General features: G+C 57.2%; 15 protein-coding genes. 8 read left to right on the top strand and 7 right to left on the bottom strand.

Features of this window, described 5'->3' with window-relative positions:
* Positions 1 to 83 precede the first annotated feature (83 nt).
* The gene (locus tag Poly21_RS15535) at positions 84 to 2,057 is read left to right on the top strand and encodes a TlpA disulfide reductase family protein (RefSeq protein WP_302119085.1); all 1,974 of its coding nucleotides are present in this window, start codon (positions 84 to 86) and stop codon (positions 2,055 to 2,057) included.
* A 129-nt stretch (positions 2,058 to 2,186) separates the two neighbouring features.
* Complete coding sequence (locus Poly21_RS15540) at positions 2,187 to 3,074, top strand: dienelactone hydrolase family protein (protein WP_146407854.1); 888 nt, start codon at positions 2,187 to 2,189, stop codon at positions 3,072 to 3,074.
* Here the strand turns inward: Poly21_RS15540 and Poly21_RS27590 are convergent.
* Positions 3,071 to 3,205: a hypothetical protein gene (locus Poly21_RS27590; RefSeq protein WP_302119087.1), complete on the bottom strand. Its 135-nt coding sequence runs from the start codon at positions 3,203 to 3,205 to the stop codon at positions 3,071 to 3,073. The two genes, Poly21_RS15540 and Poly21_RS27590, sit on opposite strands and share 4 nt — an antisense overlap.
* Positions 3,206 to 3,264: 59 nt before the next feature.
* Here Poly21_RS27590 and Poly21_RS15545 point away from each other — a divergent pair, with 59 nt between their 5' ends.
* Positions 3,265 to 3,864: a thioredoxin family protein gene (locus tag Poly21_RS15545; RefSeq protein WP_146407855.1), complete on the top strand. Its 600-nt coding sequence runs from the start codon at positions 3,265 to 3,267 to the stop codon at positions 3,862 to 3,864.
* 31 nt (positions 3,865 to 3,895) lie between these two features.
* Here Poly21_RS15545 and Poly21_RS15550 read toward each other — a convergent pair whose 3' ends face one another.
* Positions 3,896 to 5,194 (bottom strand): S1C family serine protease, encoded by a 1,299-nt coding sequence (locus Poly21_RS15550; protein WP_302119091.1) that lies wholly within the window; start codon positions 5,192 to 5,194, stop codon positions 3,896 to 3,898.
* A 561-nt stretch (positions 5,195 to 5,755) separates the two neighbouring features.
* Between Poly21_RS15550 and Poly21_RS15555 the strand changes: the two genes are divergently transcribed.
* A complete protein-coding gene (locus tag Poly21_RS15555; RefSeq protein WP_146407856.1) occupies positions 5,756 to 11,425 on the top strand; it encodes a cadherin domain-containing protein in 5,670 nt (1,889 codons plus the stop codon).
* A gap of 92 nt (positions 11,426 to 11,517) precedes the next feature.
* Entirely contained in the window at positions 11,518 to 12,390 is an 873-nt protein-coding gene (locus Poly21_RS15560; RefSeq protein WP_146407857.1) for a ThuA domain-containing protein, read from the top strand.
* Between the two features lie 68 nt (positions 12,391 to 12,458).
* On the opposite strand, the gene Poly21_RS15565 is transcribed toward Poly21_RS15560, so the two are convergent.
* Positions 12,459 to 13,943, bottom strand: a complete 1,485-nt coding sequence (locus tag Poly21_RS15565) for a DUF1501 domain-containing protein (protein WP_146407858.1) — start codon at positions 13,941 to 13,943, stop codon at positions 12,459 to 12,461.
* Between the two features lie 62 nt (positions 13,944 to 14,005).
* Positions 14,006 to 17,143 (bottom strand): PSD1 and planctomycete cytochrome C domain-containing protein, encoded by a 3,138-nt coding sequence (locus tag Poly21_RS15570; RefSeq protein ID WP_302119093.1) that lies wholly within the window; start codon positions 17,141 to 17,143, stop codon positions 14,006 to 14,008.
* Positions 17,144 to 17,497: 354 nt separating this feature from the next.
* Here Poly21_RS15570 and Poly21_RS27595 point away from each other — a divergent pair, with 354 nt between their 5' ends.
* Both Poly21_RS27595 and Poly21_RS15575 read left to right on the top strand, forming a co-directional pair.
* Positions 17,498 to 17,626 (top strand): hypothetical protein, encoded by a 129-nt coding sequence (locus Poly21_RS27595; RefSeq protein ID WP_302119095.1) that lies wholly within the window; start codon positions 17,498 to 17,500, stop codon positions 17,624 to 17,626.
* 38 nt (positions 17,627 to 17,664) lie between these two features.
* Complete coding sequence (locus tag Poly21_RS15575) at positions 17,665 to 20,664, top strand: CRTAC1 family protein (protein ID WP_146407859.1); 3,000 nt, start codon at positions 17,665 to 17,667, stop codon at positions 20,662 to 20,664.
* Positions 20,665 to 20,758: 94 nt separating this feature from the next.
* On the opposite strand, the gene Poly21_RS15580 is transcribed toward Poly21_RS15575, so the two are convergent.
* On the bottom strand, positions 20,759 to 22,351 hold the full coding sequence (locus Poly21_RS15580; RefSeq protein WP_146407860.1) for an aldehyde dehydrogenase (NADP(+)): 1,593 nt from the start codon (positions 22,349 to 22,351) through the stop codon (positions 20,759 to 20,761).
* Between the two features lie 214 nt (positions 22,352 to 22,565).
* Between Poly21_RS15580 and Poly21_RS15585 the strand changes: the two genes are divergently transcribed.
* Complete coding sequence (locus tag Poly21_RS15585; RefSeq protein ID WP_146407861.1) at positions 22,566 to 23,579, top strand: RluA family pseudouridine synthase; 1,014 nt, start codon at positions 22,566 to 22,568, stop codon at positions 23,577 to 23,579.
* Here Poly21_RS15585 and metW read toward each other — a convergent pair.
* A complete protein-coding gene (gene metW, locus Poly21_RS15590) occupies positions 23,567 to 25,492 on the bottom strand; it encodes a methionine biosynthesis protein MetW (RefSeq protein WP_146407862.1) in 1,926 nt (641 codons plus the stop codon). The two genes, Poly21_RS15585 and metW, sit on opposite strands and share 13 nt — an antisense overlap.
* A 3-nt stretch (positions 25,493 to 25,495) precedes the next feature.
* Positions 25,496 to 26,815, bottom strand: a complete 1,320-nt coding sequence (locus Poly21_RS15595) for an O-acetylhomoserine aminocarboxypropyltransferase/cysteine synthase family protein (RefSeq protein ID WP_146407863.1) — start codon at positions 26,813 to 26,815, stop codon at positions 25,496 to 25,498.
* Positions 26,816 to 26,888: the final 73 nt, after the last annotated feature.

A 26,888-nucleotide genomic window follows, 5' to 3' on the forward strand; every position in this document is an offset into this window, starting at 1 on the left:
CCATTCCCCGATTTTCGGAACTGATCTTGATTTGTGGCCGTTGTCCCGGGGATGATCGAGGTTGTTGTCTTAGCGCCGCTTCGGTGCTCACTTCCACGGCCAAGAAAAAAGTATTCCCAGTGATGGACGTTCAGACGATTTTGCCAACCCAACTGCGTTTCCACGCCAATCGAATGTGGTTTTGTGCATTGTTTCTGTTTTCCGCCTCCCCGGCGTGGGCGGCACCGCCTTCAGCCGCTGCGGCCCTCGGGCTCAAACCGGTGCAAGATGGAGTGGTTTACGAATTAGTCAAGGACGATCAAGTCGACCGCTGTACGGTGCGCGACATCGACCGCAGTGACTGGTCGGGCTGGGAAGTCGTCGCTGCCGACGGCACGATGTTGAGACGCTTCGCTGATACCAATGGCGATAAAAGAATCGACTTGTGGAGCTATTTTCAATACGGTGTTGAGGTCTACCGCGACATCGATGCCAATTTCAATGGTAAGGCCGACCAGTATCGCTGGATGGCTACCGGCGGCACGCGGTGGGGGATTGATGCCAATGAAGACGGCACCATTGATAACTGGAAAGTTATCTCAGCCGAGGAGACCACCATGGAGTTGATTGCGGCGCTGGCGACACAGAATTCGAATCGCTTTGCTGCTCTGTTGGCATCTCCTGCGGATATCGAGAATGCAGGCATCCGTGGTGATATCCAGGAAACGCTGACTCGCAAGGCAGCTCGGGCAGCAGTGAAATTCAAAGAGTTTGCCGGATCGCAAGACACCGTCGACAGTCAATCGAAGTGGCTGCAGTTCGCTGCGACGTCGCCTGGCCTGATGCCGGCCGGTGAGGCCGGGTTTGAGAAAGACGTGTTGGCGTATGAAAACGCCGTTGCCATGTTTGAATCAGGTGACCGATCCGGGCAATTACTGGTGGGCACGATCATGCGAGCGGGTGATGCCTGGAAGCTGCTCGACCTTCCCGTGTTGGCAGAGAAAGGCGAACCGATCGCTCAGGCAGGTGGTAATTTCTTCACGCCCGGTGGCACTTCCGCAGGTGCAGCGGCGGGGTCGAATGCAGGTGATACCAAAACTCAAATCCTCGTCAGCAAGCTCGAAGCGATCGATACCGAGATGGCGCAGACGACTGAGGTCAAGGACCTAGCCGCTCAGAACAAACAACGTGCTGATGTGGTTGCTAGTTTGATCGAAGCCGCCACGACACCAGAGGAACGTGACACCTGGACCCGCCAACTTGTCGATACGGTCAGCGTCGCCGTGCAAAGCGGTGCCTATCCCGATGGTCTGGCTCGGCTCAAAACGCTCGCGAAGTCGCTGGGGCAATCGCAAAGCCCGCAAACCGAAGCGCTGCGGGCCTACACCGAGTATCAATTGATTGGCACCGAATACATCGCTCGCCAGAGTCCCGACGCGGACTTTGCTAAAATCCAAGAGTGGTGGCTAGGTGAGCTCAACGAGTTTGCTTCACGGCACCCGCAGGCTCCTGAAACCGCGCAAGCTAAACTGCAGTTGGCATTGAGCAAAGAGTTTGAAGGGCAAGACGGCGATGCACTCAAATTCTACAAACAAGTCGCTACGGATTTCCGGGGGACGGGGGCTGCTGAACGAGCCGCCGGAGCGATCGTGCGATTGCAATCAGTCGGCAAAGAAGTCGACTTGGAAGGCACGACAATTCAAGGCAAACCGTTCCGGCTGAGCCAACTGCGAGGTCGTCCGGTCGTGTTGCATTACTGGGCGACATGGTGTGAACCCTGCAAGCAGGACATGAAACGTCTGCGCAGTCTCCAGGCTCGTTACCAGCGTGCTGGGCTGCAAATTGTAGGTGTGAATATCGACAACTCACGCGAGCAGGCGATCGCATACCTGAAAGAAAACTCGCTGCCGTGGATCCAGTTGTATGAAGACGGGGGCCTCGAAGGCAGTCCGCTCGCCAAGCAGTTCGGAGTCCAAACGCTGCCCACCATGATGCTGATCGACAGCAAGGGGCGCGTCGTACGCCACAATATTGGCGAAGCCGAACTCGACGATGAGCTCGCCGAGCTCGTGAAGTAAGGTTTGCCTATTGGGCGAGATTTAGCGGTATAATGATGGGCCTGCCCTGCGAAAGTCACGCGGGGCGCAGGATGGGTGTTCAGCCTGCCCTGCGTTATTTGTCCGTCATCCTAAATTGAGAGCGCGTCCATGAATCGCAAACAAGCCTCCGAGTTCGACCAAGAGGTTCTCGACCTGTACGATGATTTTGCTCACGGCAGACTGTCTCGCCGTGATTATGTCACCCGCCTGGCAAAATTTGCCGTTGGCGGGCTGACGGTAGAGACGCTGCTCTCGAACCTCAGCCCTAATTATGCATGGGCGCAGCAGGTTGACCCGAGCGATTCACGAATCAAGACGGAAACGATTCGTTACTCATCGCCACAGGGTGCCGGCGAAATGAAGGGGCTGATGGCTTGGCCCGCTGAAGGCAATAAATTTCCTGCCGTGCTTGTCGTTCATGAGAACCGCGGTCTGAACCCTTACATCGAAGATGTGACGCGTCGACTCGCCGTGGCGGGGTTTTTGGCGCTGGCTCCCGATGCCCTAACACCGTTGGGTGGCTATCCAGGGAACGATGATGAGGGTCGGTCGATGCAGGCCAAGCGAGACCGTGAGGAGATGATGCAAGACTTCATCGCCGCCGCGAAATTGCTCGACACCCATCCGCTGTCGACAGGTAAAGTGGGGGCGGTCGGCTTCTGTTATGGCGGCGGTGTCGTCAACGAGCTCGCCGTGCAGCTTCCCAACATCATCGATGCGGGCGTGCCGTTTTACGGTAGCCAACCCAGCGCCGAAGATGTGGCCAAGATCAAGGCACCGCTGCTGATCCAAAACGCAGGTCTTGATCGACGAATCCTCGCCGGGGCACCCGCCTTCGAGGAAACGCTCAAACAGAACGATGTGCTCTTCGAGGCACATGTGTATGAGGGCGTCAATCATGGCTTTCACAATGACACGACGCCTCGCTACGACAAAGCGGCGGCTGAATTGGCCTGGCAGCGTACCATCGCTTGGTTCAAGCAACACCTGACCTAATGGGCTGACTCTGCTCGAACAACGATTACTTCGTTGGATTCGCAGCGTCCGATGAATTTGCGATCGCTGCCTGGACAGCGATCGTTGCCTGTCACGCCCTCGTCACCAGTGTTACACTTCAGTCGTTTCATTCCCGCGAGTTTCGCAACGGCAAGACTCGCCTGGCTTCCCAAAAAAACGACAAAAACTCATGGTTCGCACTGCTTCGACAATGATGCCGCTGGGCACGGCAGCTCCCGATTTTTCGCTTCCCGAAACCGATGGCGGCACGGTATCGCTGTCGGATTTCAAAGACAGCAAAGCGTTGTTGGTGGTATTCCTATGCAATCATTGCCCCTACGTCAAACACGTCGCCGAGCAGCTCAAGCTGCTCAGCGATGAGTACATGCAGCATGGCGTTGGCATTGTCGGGATCAACAGCAATGATATCGACAAGTATCCTGAGGACAATTTTGCGGCGATGAAAGCTGAGAAAGCGGAGCGGAATTATGCATTTCCCTACGCACTGGACGAGGATCAGTCGATCGCAATCGCATATGGCGCCGCTTGCACACCTGATTTTTTCCTGTTTGACGCCCAGCATCAGTTGACCTACCGCGGGCAACTCGACGGGAGTCGACCGAAATCCGGCGAGCCTGTAACGGGCGTGGACCTCCGTGCGGCTCTGGATGAGACGCTGGCCGGACGGACGGCAGCGATCGATCAAAAACCGTCGATCGGCTGCAACATCAAATGGAAGCCCGGCAACGAACCCGCCTACTTTGACCCCACCGGCAGTGCTAACAAATAGCAGGCGTTTTTCGCATGGCAAAAGTTGTCCGCTACTGCATCTGCTTCAGGGTGACTTCGGTGCGGTATCGTTTGCCATCGCGAAGAATCACCATCTCAATCGGCTGACCGGTGGGTGCCATGCCCACGCGGGCGACGAGGTGGTCGTCATCTTCGATGCGATAGCCGTCAAACTGCAAGATGATGTCGTCTTTCTGCAGTCGGGCGGATTCGGCAGGCGAGCCCGCCCGGACGTTCTTGACGCGGGCTCCGCCAAATTTTAGCTCGTTGTCTCGGTACACGTCGATCGCCGCGTCGGGGCTGACCTTCATTGACGCGTATTGACCCGCGGCGGTGGGGAACTCGGTGGCAGCGAACTCGGGATCCAAGGTCACGCCGAGATAGCCGCGTCGCAGCTGCCCATGGGCGATGAGTTCTTCGGCAACCCGCGCGGCCATATTGATTGGTATTGCAAATCCGATGCCTTCGCTGCCACCACTGCTGCTGGCGATGGCTGTGTTCAACCCGATCACCTCACCACGAAGATTGAGCAAGGGCCCGCCGCTATTACCTGGATTGATCGCAGCATCGGTCTGGAAGAAATCTTGGAGGTCGATGCGCTCTTCGCCTAACGATAAATCACGTCGTCCTTTTGCGCTCATGATACCGAAGGTGACCGAATGACTGAGGCCGAAGGGACTGCCGATCGCGATTACGAAGTCACCGATTTGAACGCGATTGCTATCGGCCAACCGAGCCGCTGGGGGCAGCGATTGTGGGGATGCCAGCGGGCGACTGCCGCCTTCGCGGGATGATCCTGAGAACGCGGCTAATTTCATGACCGCCACATCGGTGCTCGCATCCATCAGAATCCGTTCGGGGCTCCATCGTCGCCCATCGCTAGTACGCATCGTGATCTGGTCCACGGTCGCGCCGTGGATCACGTGACGGTTGGTCATTACCCAGCGTTCGCCGGAAATTTCCAGTACGACGCCGCTGCCGGCTTCGTCGTATGACTCTGATGAAGGCCCCTTACCCGTTACCTTGTGAGCTTCGATATGGATCACGCTGGGTTTCACCAGTTGGGACACATGCCGGACCAAATTCCCCAAACGGTCAAATTGAGCGACTTCTTCGGCCAGTTCGCTGTACAGCTGGTCTCGCTGAGCGTCGGCTTGGCTGCGTCCGGGGATACTTCCGAGGGTAGCTCGTGGCACCGGCTCGGTCCGGGGAAACGGTCCGGGCTGGTAGAACGATTCGTCGGTATTGATGGGGCCGATTCGCGAGAACGGGGTACCAGTCTCCTGGGCCGATGCCCGTTCACAGGGAATCGCACCTAGGGCGGTGAGCATGATTGCTGCGAAAGCGGTAGAACGTTTTCGATAGCCCGAGCCGCATCGATGGCTTTGTGCGGTTGTGGTGGTGCGTTGACGCATGTGGTTCCAGCTCGGCATCGAGACCCTTTCCAGCAAAATGAACCCCGACTCGTGGGCCGAATCGCGGGACAGCAGATTGTAGGCATCGTCCACCTGGCTAGGCCAGCTTTGGAGATCACTCCAGACGAGGTACAACGGCGAAAACCCGTCTAATCGGACCGCAAATTAGCGTCTACTAATACGATTGTTCGTTAAATAGCGTTCTTTTCTGTTGTGACGGATGCTCCGGATATTTATCCTAGGAGGCTTAGGGGCCTGTCCGATATGGGGGCTGACCGCCGTTACGGTGGCGATGAGCTCCCTCCTGGGCTGGTTGTTAGCAGTTATTTTTAATTTATAGACAGGGATCTTCCGTCGACCTGAGCATCCAAAAAATCACACCACCCGGTGGGGTGTTGGTTTGGAGAGTTGGCTCGTCAGGGTTTCCTTTCGCTTGGTCGCTGGACTTTGCCGCGCGCTTTTTGGACTTTTTTCGTTATGAAACGCTTCACTTCGACTCCATTGCGAGATTGGTTGGTTGGCTCTCGCACCGACGAAACTGCCAGTGGGCTTACCCCTGCGGCGCGTCGCCGGGCCTTGGCTCGATCGGTCACGGGCACCTCACATCGGCGTGCTGGGAAGCGACGGGTGCAGGTCGAAAAACTAGAGGCACGCCATCTGATGGCGGTTGTCACGGGAGAGGTTTTTCTCGATGCCAACCAAGACGGCCTGCGTCAGGACGATGAAACCGGTGCCTCGGACGTCCGTGTGTACTTGGATCAAAACTCCAATGGGACCTTGGACTCTTCCGAACCATCGACGTTGTCGGATGTCGACGGCTTCTATTCGTTTCCGACGCTGGTGGCGGGTGACTATCAAGTGCGGGTGAGCCCCGCGCCCGGATTTGTGCAAACATCGCCCTCAGTCACGTTCGGCTGGAACGACACGGTCGTTCAGGACGACAGTGGCGACTACTTCCGCGCCGCACAATTGTTCAAAGTCAACGCGGATGGCGAGGTGCAGTCGATTGGTCAGCCGACGAGCAATCGGATGGATGGGTTGGTTCAAATTGGTGACAATTCGCTGATCGGAATCGACACCCGCAGCAATGAGGTATTTCGAGTCGATCCGTTCACCGGTGAACGCTCGCGTGTGGCCGAATCCAATCTGGATATCGTCGGCGGCTTAGCATACGACCGGGTCGGCAACACCGTTTATACGCTGGTACGCGGCAGTGCCGACGCGACCAACCGCGTCCTTGCGCGGATTGATGTTAACACCGCACGGACGACGCTGATTGGTAACGGTTACTCAGGCCTGAGTTCGGTTAGCGACTTAGTATTCGACCCTGTCAATCGGCGCGTGATCGGATTTGACAACAGCGATGACGAGTTTTTTGCCTTTGACCTGAATGGTGTTGGGCGTACGGTCGCGCGGGCGAGTTTCACTGGCATCGATGCAAATTCCATGGCATTGGCGACGACCGACCAACTGGAGAGCGTTCTTCCAAGTGGGCCACGGGCGACATCATCCTATGTGTGGATGTTTGATGCCGACGACAACGATCGCACTGCGACGCTCCTGGTAGAGATTCCCGACGCAGTTCCCAACATCGTCGAGACGGCGGTGGTGAGGGCCTCGATTGACGTCAACGAGCCGGTTCGCCCGGTGGCACTGACGCGAAGCGCGATTGGCAACAATGCCCGCGACATCACGCTGACTCAGTTTGAATCTCGCAACAACGTTGATTTTGCGATCGCCCCCGATGTGATTGGGTTTCGTTTGGTGCCGAGTAAGCCCTTGACCGGGGCGGGCTCCCTCGGCCAAGAAGGCGCCACCGTGGTGGGTGGAGCAATCGACGAGGACTTTGTCGAAGTCACGTTGAATCGTCAGCCCGCCTCCGATGTGACACTCAATCTCTCGCTATCGAGTGGTTTGGGTGGTGATCCTGGCGTGTTGCTCGATGTTGACCAGCTGACATTCACGCCGGACGATTGGGCAACACCCCGCCGCGTGAGGTTGACGCCTGATCTCGCTAACATGGTCAAGGTGATCACGCCAAGTACCTTGACGGCGACAGTGGATGCGGCGAATTCGGATCCAATGTTCGCGAATCTGCCCGCTCAAACGTTGCCGGTGCGAGCCTTACCCGCACTCGACGAAGGGCAATTTGACTCGCCCGTAATCAATGAAATCTTGGTCGAAAGCCGCTACTCGTCCGACGTGTCGCGTACGTCGGACCAATATATTGAGCTCCGAGGAAAACCCAACGAAGTGCTGCCTGCGGGCACCTACTTCGTCGTCGTTGAAGAATATTCCAGCCAACTTGGTCAGATCAACACAGTCATCGACTTAAGCGGTCAGTCCTTTGGTCAAAACGGATTCCTGGTGCTTCTGCAGGGACTCAACACGTATGACATCGCTGTCGGGGCGAACGTGCTGGAGAGTGATGTGTCGGGATTCAATGGACTGCCCGGTGGGATTTTTACGAGCAATCAGGCTGACGGATCATTAGATGCTGTCCTCAGTGACGCCAGCTATTTCCTCATTCAGTCGGATACTCCCCCCGTCGTCAATGATGACATTGATGCCAACAATGATGGATTCATTGATGCTGACAGCCCGGCCTCCGATTGGGACACCTATGATGCCGTGGCGATGCATGATTTTACGTTGAGCGAGACATCCTATGCACCGATCATCTTTGTCGAAGATTTTGGTAGCGGTCACCCGGTCGTCCAGCGAAACAGCCAAGGTCAAACGATCGTCTCGTTTGATGGCTATGGGTACGTCGGCCGCATTGGAGATTCGATCGGTAGCGATTACGACGACTGGGTATCCGGCTCAGTGCAGGATGTCGCGGCAGGATCATCCGGCGTTGATGCCGACGCGGAGGGGCTGCTGGAATTTTATGGTAACGAGGTTTCTTATCCCGCTCTGTTCGATCATGCGCTCGATAACCTAGGCGGCAGTAATTTCGTGGGCGGTGTCCGGGGGAGGATTTCACTGCTGCCCTCCAACGGCGATATCGCCAATGGCACACCACCGGACACGACGCTGCCTGCCGAAGGTGTCACGGTGTTCGTGGACACCAATGGCAATGGTATTCGCGACAATATCCTGCATGTTGTTGAGCCCGACGATGCCGCGCCGCCCTTCGACATTAGCAATCCGATCCCGAGTGACGCCGAGTACTCATTAACGCAGGAGTTCGACGGAGTCACAATCACGGTCGATACGATCGATGGTGCCTTTATTGACGATGACGTGGTCTCACGTCGCCAACGTGTCGCCGGTCGCTCCGTCGGCAATCGCATTTTTAGCGACGGTGCGATTGATTGGTTCTACAGTTCCAGGCACCTGCGATTCGATTTCTTTCGCCCCATCAGCTCGGCCTCGATTGACGTTATTAATTCAAGTGCGTTTAATTTTGCGTATGGGCGGCTGGATGCGTACAACGCCGCTGGCGAGCTGGTGGCTAGTTCGCTCAGTTCCGCTGTCAGTGGTACTCGCCGGGGCACCGTCACGGTGTCTGCGCCCGGCGAGCAGATCGTGCGCGTCGAAGCTTATGGGGACGATAGTCTCAACGCGAGCTCGTTCCTGGCGAGTTTTGATTCGTTCAGTTACTTGCAACCCGAACCGGCCGCGATCACCGACCAGAATGGCATCTACGAGATCAGCGGTCTGTTCCCAGGTAACTACGAGCTTGCCGTTGCGGGCACTGCCGAAGTTGCCAACCTGCTCGCCACCTCGACGCACCCGTTTTTCATTACGGAGTATGAAAACTACTTTTTCAATAGTGAGTTTCGCCCCAACACCCCGCCCTCGTTTCCCGATGGCGAGAACGTGGTCGTCACTATGGACGAGAACCCATCAGTGGGCAGCTTCGTGGCGGCCGTCAACGGTTTCGATGCTGACAACAGCGGCTTGACGTACGAGTTTGTCGGCGGTAACAGCGCCGGATTGGAGTTGGTCACGCTACCGGACTTCACCGCCGAGATTCGTACGACCGCTGACGCTGATTTGGATTTTGAGACCGAGCCCGTTCGAGTGCTATCGGTCCGTGCGACGGACGAGTTCGGTGCCAGTGCAACAACTCGCGTGACACTGCAACTCAACGATATCAATGAAGCGCCGGTGATCTCCGACGCTGAACTCTCCGTCTCCGAAGACGCGATCGCGGGCTCCACGACCGGGACAGTGATCGGTCGCATCGATGCAATTGATCCCGACGCTGATGCGGATCAGCAGCTCACCTATACCGTGATTCCGAGTACCCCTGATGACTTCTTTGAAAACGACGGTTCGTCGTTCTTCTCGGTGGATGAGCTCACCGGCGTGGTTCGCTTGACCGCCCCACTGGATTTTGAATCCACCAGTTTGTTGGTGCTTCGCGTTCGTGTCAGTGATAATAATGCGACACCGGGGGTCACTATTGCTGACAAAATTATTCGTGTTTCGGATGAAAATGACCCGCCGCAGGTGGTCACAACGGCCTTTAACGTGCTTGAGTCATCGACCGGCGAGTTGGCGTCACTCACTGTCACGGATCCTGACGACGGTCAGAACCATACGTTCCAGCTCGTCAATCCAAGCTCTTTGATATCCATCACGCCAGCGGGCAAAGTTGTTCTCAACCCTGGGCAGAGTTTGGATTTTGAAACCGCGCCACGCATTCAGTTTGATATCTCGGTCAGTGATAACGGCAGTCCGCCACTGGCGACCACGTCGACGATTGTTTTGAATGTGCAAGACGTCAATGAGCCTGCAGTGCTCAATCGGCACAGCAATCAGAATAGTCCCGCGAGTGAAAACCAGCCTGGCCTGGTCATCGCGACACTGTCCCTTGTCGATCCAGAGGGTTTGAACGCCGATTACGCCTTCGAGCTTGCACCCAGTCCGAGCTCGGATCTGTTCCAGTTCGATCCACTGACCGGTCGCTTGCAACTAGCCGATGGCGTGACCCTTGATTACGAATCGGCACCGCTACACGACCTCACCTTCGAAGTCGTTGATCGGACCGGACAGCTGCCTACCACCACACAGCCCTTCCGTGTGTACGTGGGGGATGTGAACGAACCGGCCTACGTGACGACGCAGAAAATTTTTGTTTCCGAGGTGCCCAACCCTGGTGACGAAGTCGGACGCATCGGGGTCGTCGATCCCGATCCTGGTATCCTGGGTAGCAGTCTGTCGATCGAGATTATCGGTGGTACTGCGCAGCAGTTCTTTGAGTTTGAATCCGCGTCCAACGCACCCCACAAGCCGGTCTCTCAACTCGATCCATTTTTGTTGAAGGTACGCGGCGATTTTAGTCTCGCTGCCTTCAGAGCGATTGACCCGGCGACACTCGACCTGCAGCTACGCGTCTCCGATGGCAATAGCTCGACCGTCCAACCCGTCGATGTTCAGATCGAATTGAACGAAGTCAACGAGCCTCCGTTATTCAATCAAGCCATACTTGCGAATACCTTTGATGGGGAACGCGTCGTGACCGGTACTACATTCCGGTTGACCGTTCCGCAGAACATTGCGGAGGATCCTGAGGGCGACGATTTTCTACTGCGAATCGGTCAAAAGGTTCGCGACGAGAATGGTGATTTGGTTCTCGATGATGGCGGGCGAGTAAAATTAAAGCTGCCCAGTTGGCTGGCGTTCAATCCCGATACGCTTGAGTTGGTCGGCCGGCCTGGCAGTGCGGTTCGCGGTGACGTCGATCTCGTCATCCGGGCCCTGGAAGTCGGCCCATTTCCGCTATCGGTCGATCACGAGTTCACTCTGCCGGTTTCACCACTGCAAAATTCGGTGAATCCCTACGACGTGACCAATGACGGCGAAGTAACATCACTCGATGCACTCCGAATTATCAACTTCCTCAACGAATCCAGTGCTTCGGTTGCCTCCAACGGAAGTCTTTCGAGTGATTTGGTGTACCTCGATGTCTCAGGCGATGGATTCGTTACCGATCTCGATGCGCTGCAAGTGATCAACGAACTCAATCGAGAGGTTGATAATGCGGCAGCACCTGAACCGTTGCCGCAGCCGGTTGCTGCGGGTGGTTCTCATGATGCATCACTGCCTGTTGACGATCGGTTATCATCTCTTGATGATCAGCTCACGCGTGAACAGGCCGTCGACGCGGTACTCGGTCAGTCCAGTCTGTTCTAAAGATCAATTCTTCGTTTCCAGTATGCACACGTTCGTCGGAGCGTGGGCTTGCCATCTCACGTAAATCCTCTCCTCCCATCTCTTTTGCGAATATGAAACTCTCTCTTCCCTGGCTGCTCTCGATCGCCGTTCTGTCATTGCTCGGTTCGAGCGTCGCCACCGCTGAGGAGGCGGCCACTGGCTCATCTCCCCTGAAGGTGCTGCTGGTGGCAGGCGGCTGTTGTCACGATTACGAGACTCAGTCAAAGCTGCTCAAAGAGGGTATTGAGTCACGGATGAACGCTGAAGTGACCGTCGCGTTCAATCCTGACCATACGACGCGAGCGACATTTGAAATCTACGAATCCGACGATTGGGCGGAAGGGTACGACGTTGTCGTGCACGATGAGTGCTCAGCCGATGTGACCGACAAAGCCTATGTTCAGCGGATCCTCGCGGCCCATCGAAACGGTACACCGGCGGTGAACCTACACTGCGCCATGCACAGCTATCGCTGGGGAGATTTTCGAGATCCTGTCGAACCCGGTGCTGACAACGCGGGTTGGTACGAGATGATCGGATTGCAGTCGACCGGCCACGGCCCCAAATTTCCAATCGAGGTGAACTTCACCGAAAACCCGATTACCCGAGGCCTCGAAAACTGGACGACGATCAACGAAGAGTTATACAACAACGTTCGTGTTTTCGACGGTACGACAGCGCTGGCATCTGGCAAGCAAACGGTTCCTCCTAATAAAGCACAGCTTAAGAAAAACCCAGACGCAAAGGGCAAAGTGGCCGAGTCTGTTGTCGTGTGGACGAGCGAATACGGCCCGAACAAGACCAAAATCTTCAGCACCACGCTGGGCCATCAAAACGAAACCGTCGCGGATGCCAGGTACATGGACCTCGTTGTACGTGGATTGCTTTGGTCAACGGGAAACCTGACCAAAGAGGGCGAACCAGCCGCCGCAGTCTTGAAATAGACTTTCTCGAGGGCAGCTGACTTGCCGGGCGATCCACGCGATCGCCCGGGGCCGATCCAGTGATAAGCTCATGCAAGAATATCGTTGACGACACTGCCGTGCACATCCGTCAAGCGAAAGTCACGGCCTTGAAAACGATAGGTTAAACGCTCGTGGTCGATGCCGAGCAAGTGTAGCATCGTCGCGTGCAAATCATGTACGTGAACTGGGTTTTCGGTAATGTTGTAGCAGAGCTCGTCAGTCGCTCCGTAGGTCAAGCCGCGTTTGATCCCAGCACCTGTCATCCACAATGAAAAGCAGCGGGGGTGGTGATCACGGCCGTAGGTCTCGGCGTTCAGTGCGCCCTGGCAATACGATGTTCGCCCGAACTCTCCACCCCAGACCACGAGCGTGTCGTCCAGCATGCCGCGTTGTTTTAAATCATTGATCAACGCCCGCGTCGGCTGATCCGTGTCGCGGCACTGCCCAGGCAGCTGTTTCGGCAATGTAAAATGCTGGTCCCAGCCCATGTGGAACAGTTGCACGAATCGTACGTCGCGCTCAGCGAGTCGCCGGGCGAGCAGGCAGTTGTAGGCGTACGTGCCCCGCTTCATGACATCCGGGCCGTAGCTATCGAGGACATGCTGAGGCTCATCGGAAAACTCGGTTAGCTCAGGCACTGAGGTTTGCATGCGATACGCGAGCTCGTACTGCTTGATCCTCGTGCTGATTTCAGGGTCGGCGAACTCATCGAGTTTTGCTTGATTGAGCTTGGCCAGATCGTCGAGCATCCGGCGGCGTGCTGTGCCATCGAAGCCTTCCGGATTGCTCAGGTAGAGCACCGGGTCTCCAACACTCATCAATTTGACACCGGCGTAGTTGGATGGCAAAAAACCGCTGCCCCACAATCGATCATAGAGCGGTTGGCAGTTCGGACGCCCCGTTCCCCGCGACACCATCGTGATGAATGTAGGGAGATTGTTATTAAGCGTCCCAAGACCATAGTGCAACCAAGATCCCAGGCTCGGTCGCCCGGGAAGCTGGTTGCCAGATTGAAAGAAGGTCATCGCGGGATCGTGATTGATCGCTTCGGTATGCATCGATCGGATCAAGCACATGTCATCAGCGAGAGTGGCGATATGCGGCAATAACTCGCTGCCGAGTTCCATCCCGCATTCGCCGTGTTTTTCAAACTGATAGCGACTCCCTGCCAGCGGGAATGACTGCTGCCCGGCAGTCATACCGGTAATACGCTGGTTCATGTCCACGTAGTCGCGAAGGTCCTTGCCCTCGTATTGTTGCAGAGCAGGTTTATTGTCAAACAATTCTTGCTGCGACGGAGCGCCACTTTGAAACAGATAAATCACTCGTTTCGCTTTGGGCGGAACATGATAATCACGTAACGTCCCTGTCGGCGGTGGTATCTCCGGTGGTGAGCCGCTCGGTCCAGCCGCCAGTCCTCGATCGCCCCCGAGTATCGAGGCCATGGCTGCAATACCAATACCGGATGCCGAGCGACCAAAGAACCGGCGGCGCGTGAGGTGGAGACGATGATCGTCGAAGTCAGAATTCATGTGAGTGGTTACCGGTACGTCAAGGAATCGGTGTGAATGGGCGGCAGGTATGCCATCTCAAACTATTCAATACAGATGAACTCGTCCAAGTTCATGATCAGGTGTGCGGTGGCGGTCAGCGCGGCATGTTCACTGGCATCGAGCGATTCGTCACGAGGAGATTCACCCACTGAGATTAAACTTGCTGCTTGTTCGGGCCGCGATGCATAGTACTCGCGAAAGTAACTCAGGTTGTCTTCAAGCACGTCGAGAGTGTTGTCATTTGCCGGATGAGCCAATGCTTGCTGGTACATGTTCGCCAATCGATCGCGACCTTCCGTATCAGGATTTTGCAAAGCGTTCTCGGCCAAGTGTCGCGCCGCTTCAATGAACGTGGGATCGTTCATCAACACGAGTGACTGCAGTGGCGTATTGGTGCGACGCACCCGAACATTGCAAACTTCGCGGCCTCCTGCGTCAAAAATTGTTTGGCGGGGCGGGTTCACCGCACGCTTCCAATAGGAGTACATGCTCTTCCGATAGAGATCCTCGCCGGCATCAATCTTGTATTCCGTCCCCACATTCGCTGCGACGACCGCCCACAACCCATCGGGTTGGTACGGCTTGACGGATGGGCCGCCCAGCTTTTTCGATAACAGTCCACTGGCTTGCAGGGCGACGTCCCGGATCATGAACCCGTCACCGCGATAACGAGGCCCTCTGGCGAGCAATCGATTTTGGGGGTCGATCGAATTGAGCTTTTCATTGGTGTGCGATGATTGTCGATAGGTCTGACTGGTCATAATCATGCGGTGCATGGCGCGCATGTCCCAGCCCGACTCGATGAACTGGAACGCCAAATAATCCAGTAGTTCGGGATGGCTGGGTTGTTCGCTCTGCAAGCCAAAGTCTTCGGTCGTCTTGACCAAGCCGGTACCGAAATGGTCTTGCCACATGCGATTGACGATCACTCTCGCGGTCAGCGGATTTTCGGGAGAGACCAACCATTTGGCGAGTTCCAGGCGATCTTTGGGTTGCGGAGAGGCGTCACTCGCCAGCAGAACCTTGGGAACCCCGCGCGGCAACGGATTGGATTCATCGGGCGCGTCGTACGCCCCACGCTCTAGCAGGTAGGCAGGTGTCCGCTCGCCCTCCTGCTCGTCCATCACCATCACGGTGGCACGGGTGAAGCCACGATCGATGAATTCCTTTTCCACAGCCGCTTTTTCAGCAATGGCCGCACGCAGTGGCTCGTCGATCTTTTCGTAGTGAGACTGAATTTGCTTGCGATCCCGATTGGACTGCTTCTCGAGAGGCTTGCGAATGGCCGCCCATGTCTTTTCGTCCAAACCGAGTGTCCTGGGGAGTCCGCCACCGGGTGACTTCGATAACTTCACTTGGAGCTTGCCGATGGAGTGACCGGCAAAGTTACTGCCAAAATACAGCTGGACGGTAAATTCGTCTGACGCCTGCACGGTGATCGGCGAGGCAAGCTGCACGACCGCCTGGACGGGCGATGGCTTTGTTTCGCCCCCGTGTACCGCCCAGCCCGTCTTGGGGTCGTCATCAATGGCATTGGTAATGGGATATCCCGGTTGTTCAAAACTTGCTGCGATGGAGGCAAGTTCCACCGGTTGCTCATTGAGCAGGATCTTCCAATCGGTCAGGACGAAGTTTCCATTGACGCTCGGAGCGAGTTGGCGTGGTTTTGCGAAACGGTCGTCCGGCAATGCTTCAATCATGATCGCCGAGACCGGTTGGTCAGCCGCATCGAGGTCAACGCGGTAGGTTACCTCGCGAGAATCGCTGCCTGTGAACAGCAGCGACTGGTCGTCGTTCTTGTCCAGCCGTCCCTGACCAAGCACTTCGTGTGCGCCAATTTTTCCGACCGTCCACTCGGCGGACTCCTCATTGATGTCAGCGGCCACCGATTGCCGCCACGCTTCCATCCGCTGGTCGAGGGTGCGGCGTGCCGCGGCAATCGAGTTTTCAGCAGCTTCTCGTTTGGCGAGCAAGTCGTCGGGAACGTTGGCCAGTGGTGAGTACGCCTGCATCGTGGGATTGGCTTTCGTGCCCGGGCCGATACCCCGCTCGCCAATGTTGTTGAAATACGCGTAGAGTGAAAAGAATTCTCGTTGGCTAATGGGGTCAAACTTGTGGTCATGACACCGTGCGCAGCCTGCGGTGAGTCCTAGCCAAACCGTGGCGGTTGTTTCCACGCGATCGATTACGTTTTCAACGAAAAACTCCTCGGCGAGCGCGCCCCCTTCCGCGTTTTGACGGTGATTGCGGTTGAATGCGGTCGCCAGACGCTGGGAATCGGTAGCGTCAGGTAGCATGTCGCCTGCGATCTGCAGGATTGTGAATTGGTCGAACGGCATGTTTTCGTAGAACGCTTGGGTGACCCAGTCTCGGTATGGCCAATTGGTGCGTCCAGCGTCATTCTGGTACCCGTCCGTGTCAGCGTAACGCGAGGCATCGAGCCACCGCAAACTTTGCCGTTCAGCATAGGCCATCGAACTGAGCAGTTCATCAACGGCGGCTGCGTATGCTTCATCGGTGGGGTTAGCCAGGTAACGCTCCTGCAAACCTTGCGGTGGCAGCATCCCCGTCAACGTCAATGCAGCCCGTCGCAACAGCGTTGCCGGATCAGCGGGGGGCGAGGGAGACAAATTCGCTTCCATCAATCGCTGGGCTACAAACGCATCGATCGGATGCTCCGTCCACCGTGACCGCGTCTCTGGTGCCCACGGAGTATTCACCTGCTGCTGGAATACCTCCGTCGGCGGACTTTCCCGTTTGGGCGTCGTGAACGCCCAATGTTTCGCGTAGGGAGCGCCCTGTTCGATCCATGCATCGAGAATGCGCTTGTCGGCGTCGGTGAGGACCCGGTTGCTGTCGGCAGGCGGCATTTGGTCGTCGGGGTCGGATGCATGAATCCGAGCATGCAGTTCACTGGCCTCGAGATTGCCGGGCACGACCGCAGCATAGCCGCCGAGATCCGCGAACAGGTTCTCTTTCGTATCAGCGCGGAATGCAGAGTCCTGGTTATCGACGTCCGGCCCATGACAGGGAAAGCAGCGGTCCGAAAGGATCGGTTGGACTTGGCGACTGAAGTCGATTGTCGCCGTCTCGACCTGCGGTTCTGCTGCGGCGATTCGCACGAACATTGATGTCCACGCCATTGTGAACAGGAACGTAGCAGCAGAAAATCGAAGCATCGAGACGAAACTCTGTAGAGGGACGAAGGTAGTTGGATGGCGTGTCGATAACGGCGATTTCGTAGGGAAAACACGCAAGTGAGACGCTAGCGGGGGGCGAGAGCAGAGACCTCGCCGGTACCTCGAATCGGCACATCGACTGCCGTGAACGATCTCCACTCTACCCAATTTTACTCGATAATGCTCGGCGGTAGGGGCCAATAACGTGAACTGGTCGGTTGCCTCCGAAACCCCCTCAGCCAGGCTGTTTCGCATTGTCGTGTGCGGACGGTCCGGCTGCGAATCAGGCTGCAACGTTGAATCGCCTATTTGTAAGCCAAGCATGAATTTGATCGCTCGATCTGACGTCGATCGATGAGCTCCATCAACTCAGTCACGCTTCCAGCGAAGATCGCAGGGGTTTTCGCAGGTGGGGATGTGTTCCGATGGCCAGCCCGGCGGTTTGACATGGGCGGCAAGTCGCTCGACAATATGTCGCAATGACGTGAAAGCTACCGCTCATCTGTAACTGCGACGAACGAATGACGCATCGATTGAATCCTGGTCACGATGAGATATTTCGTCGATTCTGCGTACCGGTTCGTTGGATATTTTGTGCGATGTGCCTGTGTGGGTGCGATTCATCGCCGCCGGCAAGTGTGCCGCCGCCAAGTGTGCCGCCGGCGAAGATTCCCCAGGCGAATAAGTCCGAGTCCGACCTGGCAACGGTGACCCAGGATCGTGGGACGCCGCAGAGTATCGAAGCGGCGACGGCGCTGGTGAACGCGGCCCGTTTTGGCGATGCCGAGCCGATCCTTCGCCACCTCCTGCTCCAGTCTCCAGATGACCCGCCGGCACTCTTTTTGATGGCACGGTGCAAAGCTGCGATGGGCGACCTGCCCGGTGCGGTGTCGATGCTCGAGCAGATTCCGCCCACGCATCCCGAGGCAGGCTTGCCTGCGTTGGGCATGGCGGCGGACTGGCTCATGGAACTGGGGCATTTCACGGAGGCGGAGCGTAAGCTGCGTGCGATTTTGAATCATCAAGATCGCTTTGTCATTGCCCATCGGCGTTTGGCCCAACTGCTGAATTCCCAGGGCCGCCGGGCTGAGGCCATTCCGCACATGCGGGCACTGGCTAGATTTCAAGTCGCCACGCCGAGTGAGTTGTACGGTATGAATGCCTTCAGTGATCCGTTCATTCATTCGGACAGTCTCGGCGCCGTCGAGCTGCCGCTAAGTGATCTCTGTCTAGCCAAGCTGGAATGGTTCGAAGGTCATCTGCAAGAATCCAAGGCGATGGTTTTGGAACTGCTAGGCAAGCCGTCGCCGTCGGCGGCCGAGGCTGCCTTTGCCGGACGTGTTCTTGCGTTGCTGCAGGATGATGATTCGTTCGTGAGCTGGATCGGTCAACTGCCGCTCGGTATCGAGCAAGAGCCCGAGTATTGGTTTGCAGTGGGCGATTGGTACCAGCGCCGGGGCCAGCACGACATTGCCGTTCGGTGCTTCGCCGAGGCGGTCCAGCTCGACGATACCGATCGATTTTCTTTTCGCGCCATGGCCCGCTCACTGGACGCACTGGGGAGGTCGGACTTATCGAAGTCTGCGAATGACCGCGCTGAACTGCTTGAAGAGGTGAACTACATCATTACCGGGATTGAGCGAACCCCTTTGCAGATGCAACGCCTCGTGACCGTGCTCGCGGAGCTGGGGCGGACAGGGGAAGCTCGTCGATGGTTGCAACTATCATCTGAGAGCGTCGACGAGTCTGTGCTTCTCGCGTGTCTCACAGAACCGAACGAACGTGCTTCGAACTGGTTGACCTGCGGGGTGGATACTGAGGATTGGCCACTGCCGGATTTTGCGAGCATTCAACGGTCCGCGCCAGTGCCGCCGATACACCGGACACCGGTGGAGACGTTGGTGGCGATTGAGGATATCGCCCACGAAGTGGGGCTCGACTTTCAGTATCAGCCTGGGGGCGATGTCGAGCAACTTCGCATGTTTCAGATCACGGGTGCCGGCGTAGCGGCGACCGACTTTGATCGCGATGGATGGCCGGATCTCTATTTCGGCCAAGGCGGGGGCGATGATCTCGGCGGTGCGGACTCGCTCCCCAACCAACTGTTTCGAAACATGGGTGGGGACCATTTTACGAATGTGACCCTGCCGAGCGATGCCGGTGCAATCGGCTACGCCCAAGGGGTCGCAGCGGGTGATTTCAATCAAGATGGATTCATGGATCTTGTTGTCGCGAACATCGGTCCCAATTTCCTACTGCGGAACAATGGCGACGGCACATTCAGCCGGCAACCGCTGGGTGAGTCCGATCCCGGAACGTGGACTGCTTCGGTTGCGTGTGGAGATCTCGATGGTGATGCTGTCCCTGAAATCGTGCTGGTCAATTACATTAACGATCCCGGGATCCATGACATGACGTGCTCGGGGCTGGAGGGCACGAGCTGCAGTCCCCAGCAGTTTCAACCCGCTGTCAGCGAAATCCTGCGGTGTGATGATGACGGAAAATGGCAGCCGTGGACGCCCTTTGCCAACGCCTGTCACCCCACCTACGGTCTGGGCGTCCTGATCACAAATATTGACGAGGAAGCCGGGAACGATCTCTACATAGCCAATGACACTGAGCCAAACTCCCTTTGGCTTAGCCGTTTCTCGACAAACGTTGAGCAACCCTATTTGCTCACCGAATCGGCACAGTTAAATGGGTGCGCCGTCGGGTTGCGAGGGAATGCGGAAGGCAGCATGGGCATCGCTTCAGCAGACTTTGATCGCAATGGTCGTTTGGATCTACACGTCACCAATTTCGCCGCTGAACCGTCGGCACTCTACCTGCAGCACGACCACGGTATCTTCCGCAATCAATATCTCAACCAGGGCCTCGATCTGGCCACGTACAGCAATGTCGGCTGGGGGACTCAGGCATGTGACGTTGATAACGACGGATGGACTGACGTTGCAATGATGAATGGTCACCTCTATCCATCGCTTCCTGATGGATCGGCCTATCGGATGCGAGCCCAGCTATTCCGCGGCGGGCCAGCTGGGTTCCAACCCTGGCAGCCGCCTCTCGGTTCGTTTTGGGAAACACCTCGCCTCGGGCGTGCGCTCGCTAAAATCGATTGGAATCGCGACGGGCGAGAGGATCTCGTCAGCGTGCATTTGGATACGCCGGCGGCGCTGTTGCAGAACAACACAACCGGAGGTAATTGGTTGCAACTTAATCTCGTTGCGACCGCGAGTGAACGCAATGCGATCGGTACAAAAGCCAGAGCGATGACAGCTGACGGGGTCTGGACCCAGTGGATGACATCTGGCGATGGCTATCAGTGCAGCAACGAATCGCTATTGAACTTCGGCATCGGCGATGCAGTAAACATCGTTGAGCTTCTGATTCACTGGCCTTCTGGGACCACGAGTTCCTACACGGACCTCCCGGTCAATCGCCGGTACTTGGCGATTGAAAATGAGCCTGAGCTGTTTATAGAAAACAAGACGCAGCCGCCTCGTCAAACTAGTCAGGAATGACGAGCAGGGCGGACGTCGAACGAATGCTTCGATCACCGATCGCAGTACTCGCTCCAGACAATGGTCCCCAAGGACGGTGCCGTGATTGACGGGATCACACTGCGCCGCCACGCCATTGGCCATCAATCAGTCGCACGGTTTGTTCAGTAGGTGCAGCGTCTTTGAGCAGGCAAGGCAAGCGTGATGGGCGGACGTTGTCGAAACTTGTGAGCTTGCCAAATCGCAGCACGGATGCTGGGATCCCCACCGCGGTGAACCCGGGATGTCCGGTGGCGGGATACGGCCCGCCGTGATTCATCGCCGCACTGACGGCTACACCGGTGGGCATTTTGTCGTTGAGCAGCCGACCGACCTTCGGCTCGAGCACGAACGTGATTTGCTCCACCTCTGCCTCTTCGCTGTCGCCTTCGCTTGAGTACACGCACCCGGTCAAATTGCCTTCGAGGCAATCGATCGCTCGACACAATTGCGGCACATCGTCGGCCACGACCATCAGCGACGCGTTCCCGAATGCTTCGGTTTGAAAGCCTTCTGGGTCGTTGAGAAACGCACCGCCGTCAACACGCATCAGGGTATTGGCCACAGCACAACGATCGGACTCAGGCTCGCCACCTCCGGTCAATAGTTCAGCCCCCAGACCAGTCAGTGTTTGTACGCTCTTGCTGAGCGAGCGAGCGACCGCGGGTGAGAGCAGCGTGCCTGCCGCTGTTGATGCATAGCGAGCTTGCACGGCATCGATGAACGCGTCCGTCTGGGCACCTGCGACGAGCATCACGATCCCTGGATTGGTGCAGAATTGGCCGGCACCCATTAACGCGCTGCCGACGAACTCATCGACCATTTTCTCACCGCGTTCGGCTAAAGCTCCAGGCGTAATGACGACAGGATTGACGCTGGAGAGTTCCAGGTAGATCGGTTTGCCGGCTTTGTCGGCGGCCGCCTTCAGGGCCAGACCCGCGCCGCGGCTACCGGTGTACCCGGTCGCACCCACGCGAGGATCGGCGACTAGTCGTTCGCCGTCGGCATGGCTGGTGCGATAGATCAACTGAACAGTTGCCGGTGGCAGTCCGCTTTCCATCACTGCCGCGTGGGCGAGTTCGGCAAGTAGGCGTGTGGTTTCTGGGTGCGAGCTGTTTGCTTTGCCGATGACCGGATTTCCCGCTGCGATGGCCGCCGCAAAATCCCCTCCCGAAACGCTGTTGAAAGCGAATGGAAAGTTGTTGGGGCCGAACACGCAGACGGGGCCCAACGCACGATAACATGAGCGGATACCCGCCTTGGTATCAATCGTCGGCAGCGCCCAGTTCCCGCTGCGGCACGCCGCAGCAGCCGCACGCAGTTGGTTACTGGTTCGCGGCAATTCAACGTCGGCCAATCGGGGTGAGCGTGCCAGGCCAGTTTCCGCAAAGGCCGATTCAACCAACGCGTCCTTGGCTGCCTCAATTTTATCGGCATAGAGTTCCATGAACTCTGCAATTTTCTCAGCCGGCAATCGCCGCAGCTCGGCAGCGGCCGCGACCGCGGCATCGAGCGCGGCATCGCAGTCCTGCCAGTCGCTGACCGGGAAGGCGGCTTCAAGCGTGGCGTTGCAGTTGGGATCGGTGGCCTGGAACGACGATTGCGAGGTGGCGTCACGCCATGATCCGGCAATCAATACAGGACGAAGATCAGTAGCGGTGATAGTCATGGCGAGAACTCATTTTCGAGATATTGCGAGATGAACGGTGACTCCCTATCGTCGATGATCTGGGAGTTCTCCTCAACCGGGCTAGCGGACTGGCGATTTCAATCGACTCGGGCGACGCGATGGGGGGCCATGTGCCATCCGCCCCTGGGCAACGCCGCCAATTCGAGTGTGGACGCGTCTCAGCTCGCCCCATCGACAGTCCAAAACGCAACGCATGAAAACAATTCGCTTCGATCCACTTCCCGGCTGTCTACCGTATCGAAATGAGCGTCTGATGCGGGTGCGGCAATTGTATGCAGGATGGTCGCTGATCGATTTTCTAGGCGAGTTTCATCCACCAACATCGCGCCAGAATTGGCTCGACTGGATTGCTCGCGGAGAAATCACGCTCGATGGGCAGGTCGTCGATGCAGAACACCGCGTGAGCCCCGGGGAGCGTTATCTGCATGTGATGCCTGGCTACGTGGAGCCTTCCGTTAACGCTGTCGTCGGAATTCTCTTTGAAGATGACGCTTTGCTCGTCGTCGATAAGCCTGCGCCCCTACCGGTCCATCCGAGCGGCCGGTTCAATCGCAACACACTGTCGAAGTTGTTGGCTCAAATTTATCCAGACGAGACACTCCGCATCGCCCATCGGCTCGACGCCAATACGACGGGCGTGGTCGTGTTCTGTCGTACGGCAGCAGCGGCAGCAGGGGTGCAGCCGCAATTCGAGAACCGCCAAGTCGCGAAGCTGTATCTCGCTCGCGTGCAGGGGCATGTGCCTTGGCACGAGTATCGCTGCGATCTTGAAATCGGCGACGCCAAGCAGTTTGGCAAGCAGGATACCGCAGGGGCGCGCCTCACGCATGCGAGCGGCCAAGTCGCTGAAACGCTGTTTCGATGTCGCCATCGTTTTGAAGACGGAACGTCGCTGCTCGAAGTCGTTCCGATTACCGGGCGGACGAATCAAATTCGCGTGCATGCCGCAGCGATTGGATTTCCCATTGTGGGCGATGCGTTCTATGCGAAAACGTGTGCGGAGACGACACAGCAGACCGGTCGACTGACGCAAACGCTGGGCATTGATCAGCCCCCGATGTGCCTGCATGCCTGGCGGATTGGATTCGATCATCCAGGGACGCCGAGTCCGATGGGGGTGGGGACTCAATCAGGCAATGGGAAACCGGTGCCGCTGACGTTTGAGAGTCCGCCCCCGGCATGGGTGGAAAATATTTACGAGCGGTGAATTTCGAGAACGGCTGTGTCGGCGTTCAAGTTGGGGTCATCGTCCGCATCGATATGGCGAGCCTGACTGACATCCCAGTAGATTTCGCGATCGATAGTCACGCCCATCTCAATCAACAGGTCATGCACGTCAGCGATGGTGGGGAATCGCCGGTTGGGTGTGTCGTGCCAATCAAAGTCAAACTCGCCGACCGCTCGGGGCGAGCGTCCTCGAGTCACATAATCTTCTCGCAGCGCTCGGTACGCGAAATTCGGAAAGCTAATGATCGCTTTCTTGCCCACGCGTAGCATCTCCTCGAGGAGCGCGACAACGTTGTCGACCGCCTGTAGGGTGGCATTAAGCACGACCACATCGAACTGGTCATCGATAAACGCAGGCAATCCATTGTTCAGGTCGTAGTCGATGACATCGAGGCCACGCATTGCTGTCGACAAAATGTTCTCCTGAGCGACCTCCACTCCCATCAATCGCATCGGTGTGCCGGCATGTCGATCGCGAATCGCTGCCAGTAACTCTCCGCATCCACAACCGAGGTCAAGCACGCTGCTGCCGGCCGGAATGATTTCCAAAATGGATTCTTCGGCAACCGTGAGCTGCACCGGTGATTGCCCTTTCGACACCGCGTCGCCGGCTGAGAGGTTCACGCCTCGGTGCGTGTCCGATGAACGCAATCGTTCCTGTACGAGTGGCCCATACGTCGCCATGTCTCGGGCGATCAGAAAGGCATCGTGACCGGCATCCGATGTGATCTCGGCATAGGTCACGCGTTTATCTAGAGCGGTCAATGCATTGACAATCTCGCGTGATTGAGCCGGAGGAAACAGCCAATCACTGCTGAAGCTAACCAGCAGGAAATCGCAGGTGCATTCGTCAAACGTCTCCATTAACTTCAGGCGATTGCCGCCCAGGTCGAATAGGTCCATCGCCATGGACAGTGTAATGTAACTGTTGGCGTCGAACCGTGTCGTGAATTTCTGTCCCTGATGGGCGAGGTACGAGCCCACGCTGAACCGCTGTTCAAAATCCGATGCGATGTGACGCGGGTCATGTCGATCCGGATCGAACTTGGCCTCCATCGCCGCGACGCTCAAATACGTGATGTGTCCGAGCATGCGAGCGATCGCCAATCCTGTGACGGGCCGATTGGGACGATCGTAATACTGGCCGCCGTGGAAGTGGGGGTCGGTTTGAATCGCGTTGCGGGCGATGACGTCGAACCCTAACGCTTGGCTGGTCAATCGCGGCGAGGTCGCAATCGCGATGCATGTGTGCGTGCAGTTCGGATAGCGACTCACCCACTGGAGTGCCTGGTGACCGCCAAGGGAACCGCCCACGATGGCTCGCCATTTCACAATCCCTAAATGGTCGGCGAGTCGACGTTGGACTTCAACCATGTCCCCGATTGTAATCCGCGGGAAATCCGCGCCGTACGGGCGTTCGTCCCCGCCGCCCTGCCGGCTCATTGCCTCCAACGGGCTACGCTCGTCGGAGTTGATGGATACCCCGGGAATCGGTTGGTTTGGACTCGTGGCCAACTCCAAGTCATCTTCCGCTCGCAGGTCGCCCGGCCCCGTCGTTCCCCGGCATCCGCCCAGCACATTCGGGCAGACGACGAAAAACTGGTTGGTGTCAATGGACATCCCGGGGCCGATCAAACCATCCCACCAACCTGGCTGATCGTTGGCGTTGTGACGTGCGGCGTGGGAATCACCCGACACGGCGTGGCAGACCAGAATGGCATTGGAGGCGTCCGCATTGAGCGTCCCCCAGGTTTCATAGCAGCAGCGAATCTTGGGTAATTGACCTCCCCGCTCAAGCAACAGTGGCTGGTTGAACCATACCGTCTGTGCGTGCGAGAGCGGTTCATCACTGCGGATGTCATCGGTACTCGAACAGTCTTCGTTCAAAGACATCACCTACGCAGTAGCTGCGGCCAACGCTTGTTTCAGATCATCGATGATGTCAGCGCTGTCCTCGATGCCGATCGACATGCGGATGTACTCCGGGCTCACCCCGGCGCGTCGCTGCTCGTCTTCGGAGAGCTGCTGGTGTGTCGTGCTGGCGGGATGAATTACGAGCGTTTTCGCATCACCGATATTGGCCAAGTGCGAGCAAAGCTGGCAGGCGTTGATGAATTTCTTGCCCGCTTCGGCGCCGCCTTTGATGCCGAATCCCAGGATCGCACCCTTGCCGTTGGGGAGGTACTTCTCAGCGTTGGCGTGATGCGTGTGGGACTTCAAGCCAGGATAGTTCACCCATTCCACGGCATCGTGACCATTGAGGAACTCTGCGATTGTCAAGGCGTTTTCGCAGTGGCGAGGCATTCTCAGGTGCAGGGTCTCGATGCCCATCAGGGTGAGGAAAGCTGCGAACGGGCTCATCGCCGCTCCCGTATCGCGCAGCCAGTGGGTGCGAATGTGAAGGTTGTAGGCGATGTTCCCCATGGGACGCAGGTGCTCTTCAAAAACCGCGCCATGGTAGGACGGCGATGGGGCACAGAACTCAGGCCACTTCTCGGGCTGGTCGGCCCACTTGAAGTTACCGCTGTCGACGATCGCGCCACCAATATGCACGCCATGCCCCCCCAAGAACTTGGTCGTGCTGTAAATCACGATATCAACGCCGTGCTCAAACGGGCGCAGTAACATCGGCGTCATCACCGTGTTGTCACAGAGCAGCGGCAGTGCCCCATGGGGAGCGGTGTGGGCGGCTTTGGCGATTGCCTTGAAATCCGGGACGTCGTTGCGTGGATTGCCGATGCTTTCCATGTAGACCAGCCGCGTGTTTTCGTCGACCAGTTTGTGGATGTCCTCGGGCTTATCGGGGTCGAAAAAGCGAACTTCAATCCCGAGGCTCTTGAGCGTCTGTGAGAACAGGGTCCACGTACCACCATAGAGCGATGTGCTGCTGACAATATTTTGGCCGCTGTGGGCGAGCGTCAGCACTGCGGCGGTAATCGCCGCTTGGCCGGAGGCAAAGCACAGTCCGGTAACGCCGCCTTCCATTGCCGCGAGGCGCTTCTCCAGCACGTCCACAGTCGGGTTCATCAACCGGCTGTAGATGTTCCCGAACTCAGTCAACCCGAATAGTGCAGCAGCATGATCGGTGCTGTCGAATTGGTAACTGGTGGTCGCATAAATCGGCACCGCTCGCGACTTCGTCGTCGGGTCAGCGACCTGCCCGGCATGGAGAGCTTGCGTGGCAATGCGATGGTTGTCGGTGGCGTCTGCAGACATCGATAGTTCGCGAGGGATTTGAGGTGGGGAAAGGGTCCAGATCGGTTCATCAATTCGAGCGATAAGCTAGCAG

This window comes from Allorhodopirellula heiligendammensis (genome assembly GCF_007860105.1).
GTDB classification, from domain to species: domain Bacteria; phylum Planctomycetota; class Planctomycetia; order Pirellulales; family Pirellulaceae; genus Rhodopirellula; species Rhodopirellula heiligendammensis.

Coding starts and splice junctions, on each gene's coding strand:
- Poly21_RS15540 (WP_146407854.1), top strand. CDS start 2,187: ATGAATCGCAAACAAGCCTCCGAGTTCGACCAAGAGGTTCTCGACCTG.
- Poly21_RS27590 (WP_302119087.1), bottom strand. CDS start 3,205: ATGAAACGACTGAAGTGTAACACTGGTGACGAGGGCGTGACAGGCAAC.
- Poly21_RS15545 (WP_146407855.1), top strand. CDS start 3,265: ATGGTTCGCACTGCTTCGACAATGATGCCGCTGGGCACGGCAGCTCCC.
- Poly21_RS15550 (WP_302119091.1), bottom strand. CDS start 5,194: ATGCTCACCGCCCTAGGTGCGATTCCCTGTGAACGGGCATCGGCCCAG.
- Poly21_RS15555 (WP_146407856.1), top strand. CDS start 5,756: ATGAAACGCTTCACTTCGACTCCATTGCGAGATTGGTTGGTTGGCTCT.
- Poly21_RS15560 (WP_146407857.1), top strand. CDS start 11,518: ATGAAACTCTCTCTTCCCTGGCTGCTCTCGATCGCCGTTCTGTCATTG.
- Poly21_RS15565 (WP_146407858.1), bottom strand. CDS start 13,943: ATGAATTCTGACTTCGACGATCATCGTCTCCACCTCACGCGCCGCCGG.
- Poly21_RS15570 (WP_302119093.1), bottom strand. CDS start 17,143: ATGCTTCGATTTTCTGCTGCTACGTTCCTGTTCACAATGGCGTGGACA.
- Poly21_RS27595 (WP_302119095.1), top strand. CDS start 17,498: ATGAGCTCCATCAACTCAGTCACGCTTCCAGCGAAGATCGCAGGGGTT.
- Poly21_RS15575 (WP_146407859.1), top strand. CDS start 17,665: ATGACGCATCGATTGAATCCTGGTCACGATGAGATATTTCGTCGATTC.
- Poly21_RS15580 (WP_146407860.1), bottom strand. CDS start 22,351: ATGACTATCACCGCTACTGATCTTCGTCCTGTATTGATTGCCGGATCA.
- Poly21_RS15585 (WP_146407861.1), top strand. CDS start 22,566: ATGAAAACAATTCGCTTCGATCCACTTCCCGGCTGTCTACCGTATCGA.
- metW (WP_146407862.1), bottom strand. CDS start 25,492: ATGTCTTTGAACGAAGACTGTTCGAGTACCGATGACATCCGCAGTGAT.
- Poly21_RS15595 (WP_146407863.1), bottom strand. CDS start 26,815: ATGTCTGCAGACGCCACCGACAACCATCGCATTGCCACGCAAGCTCTC.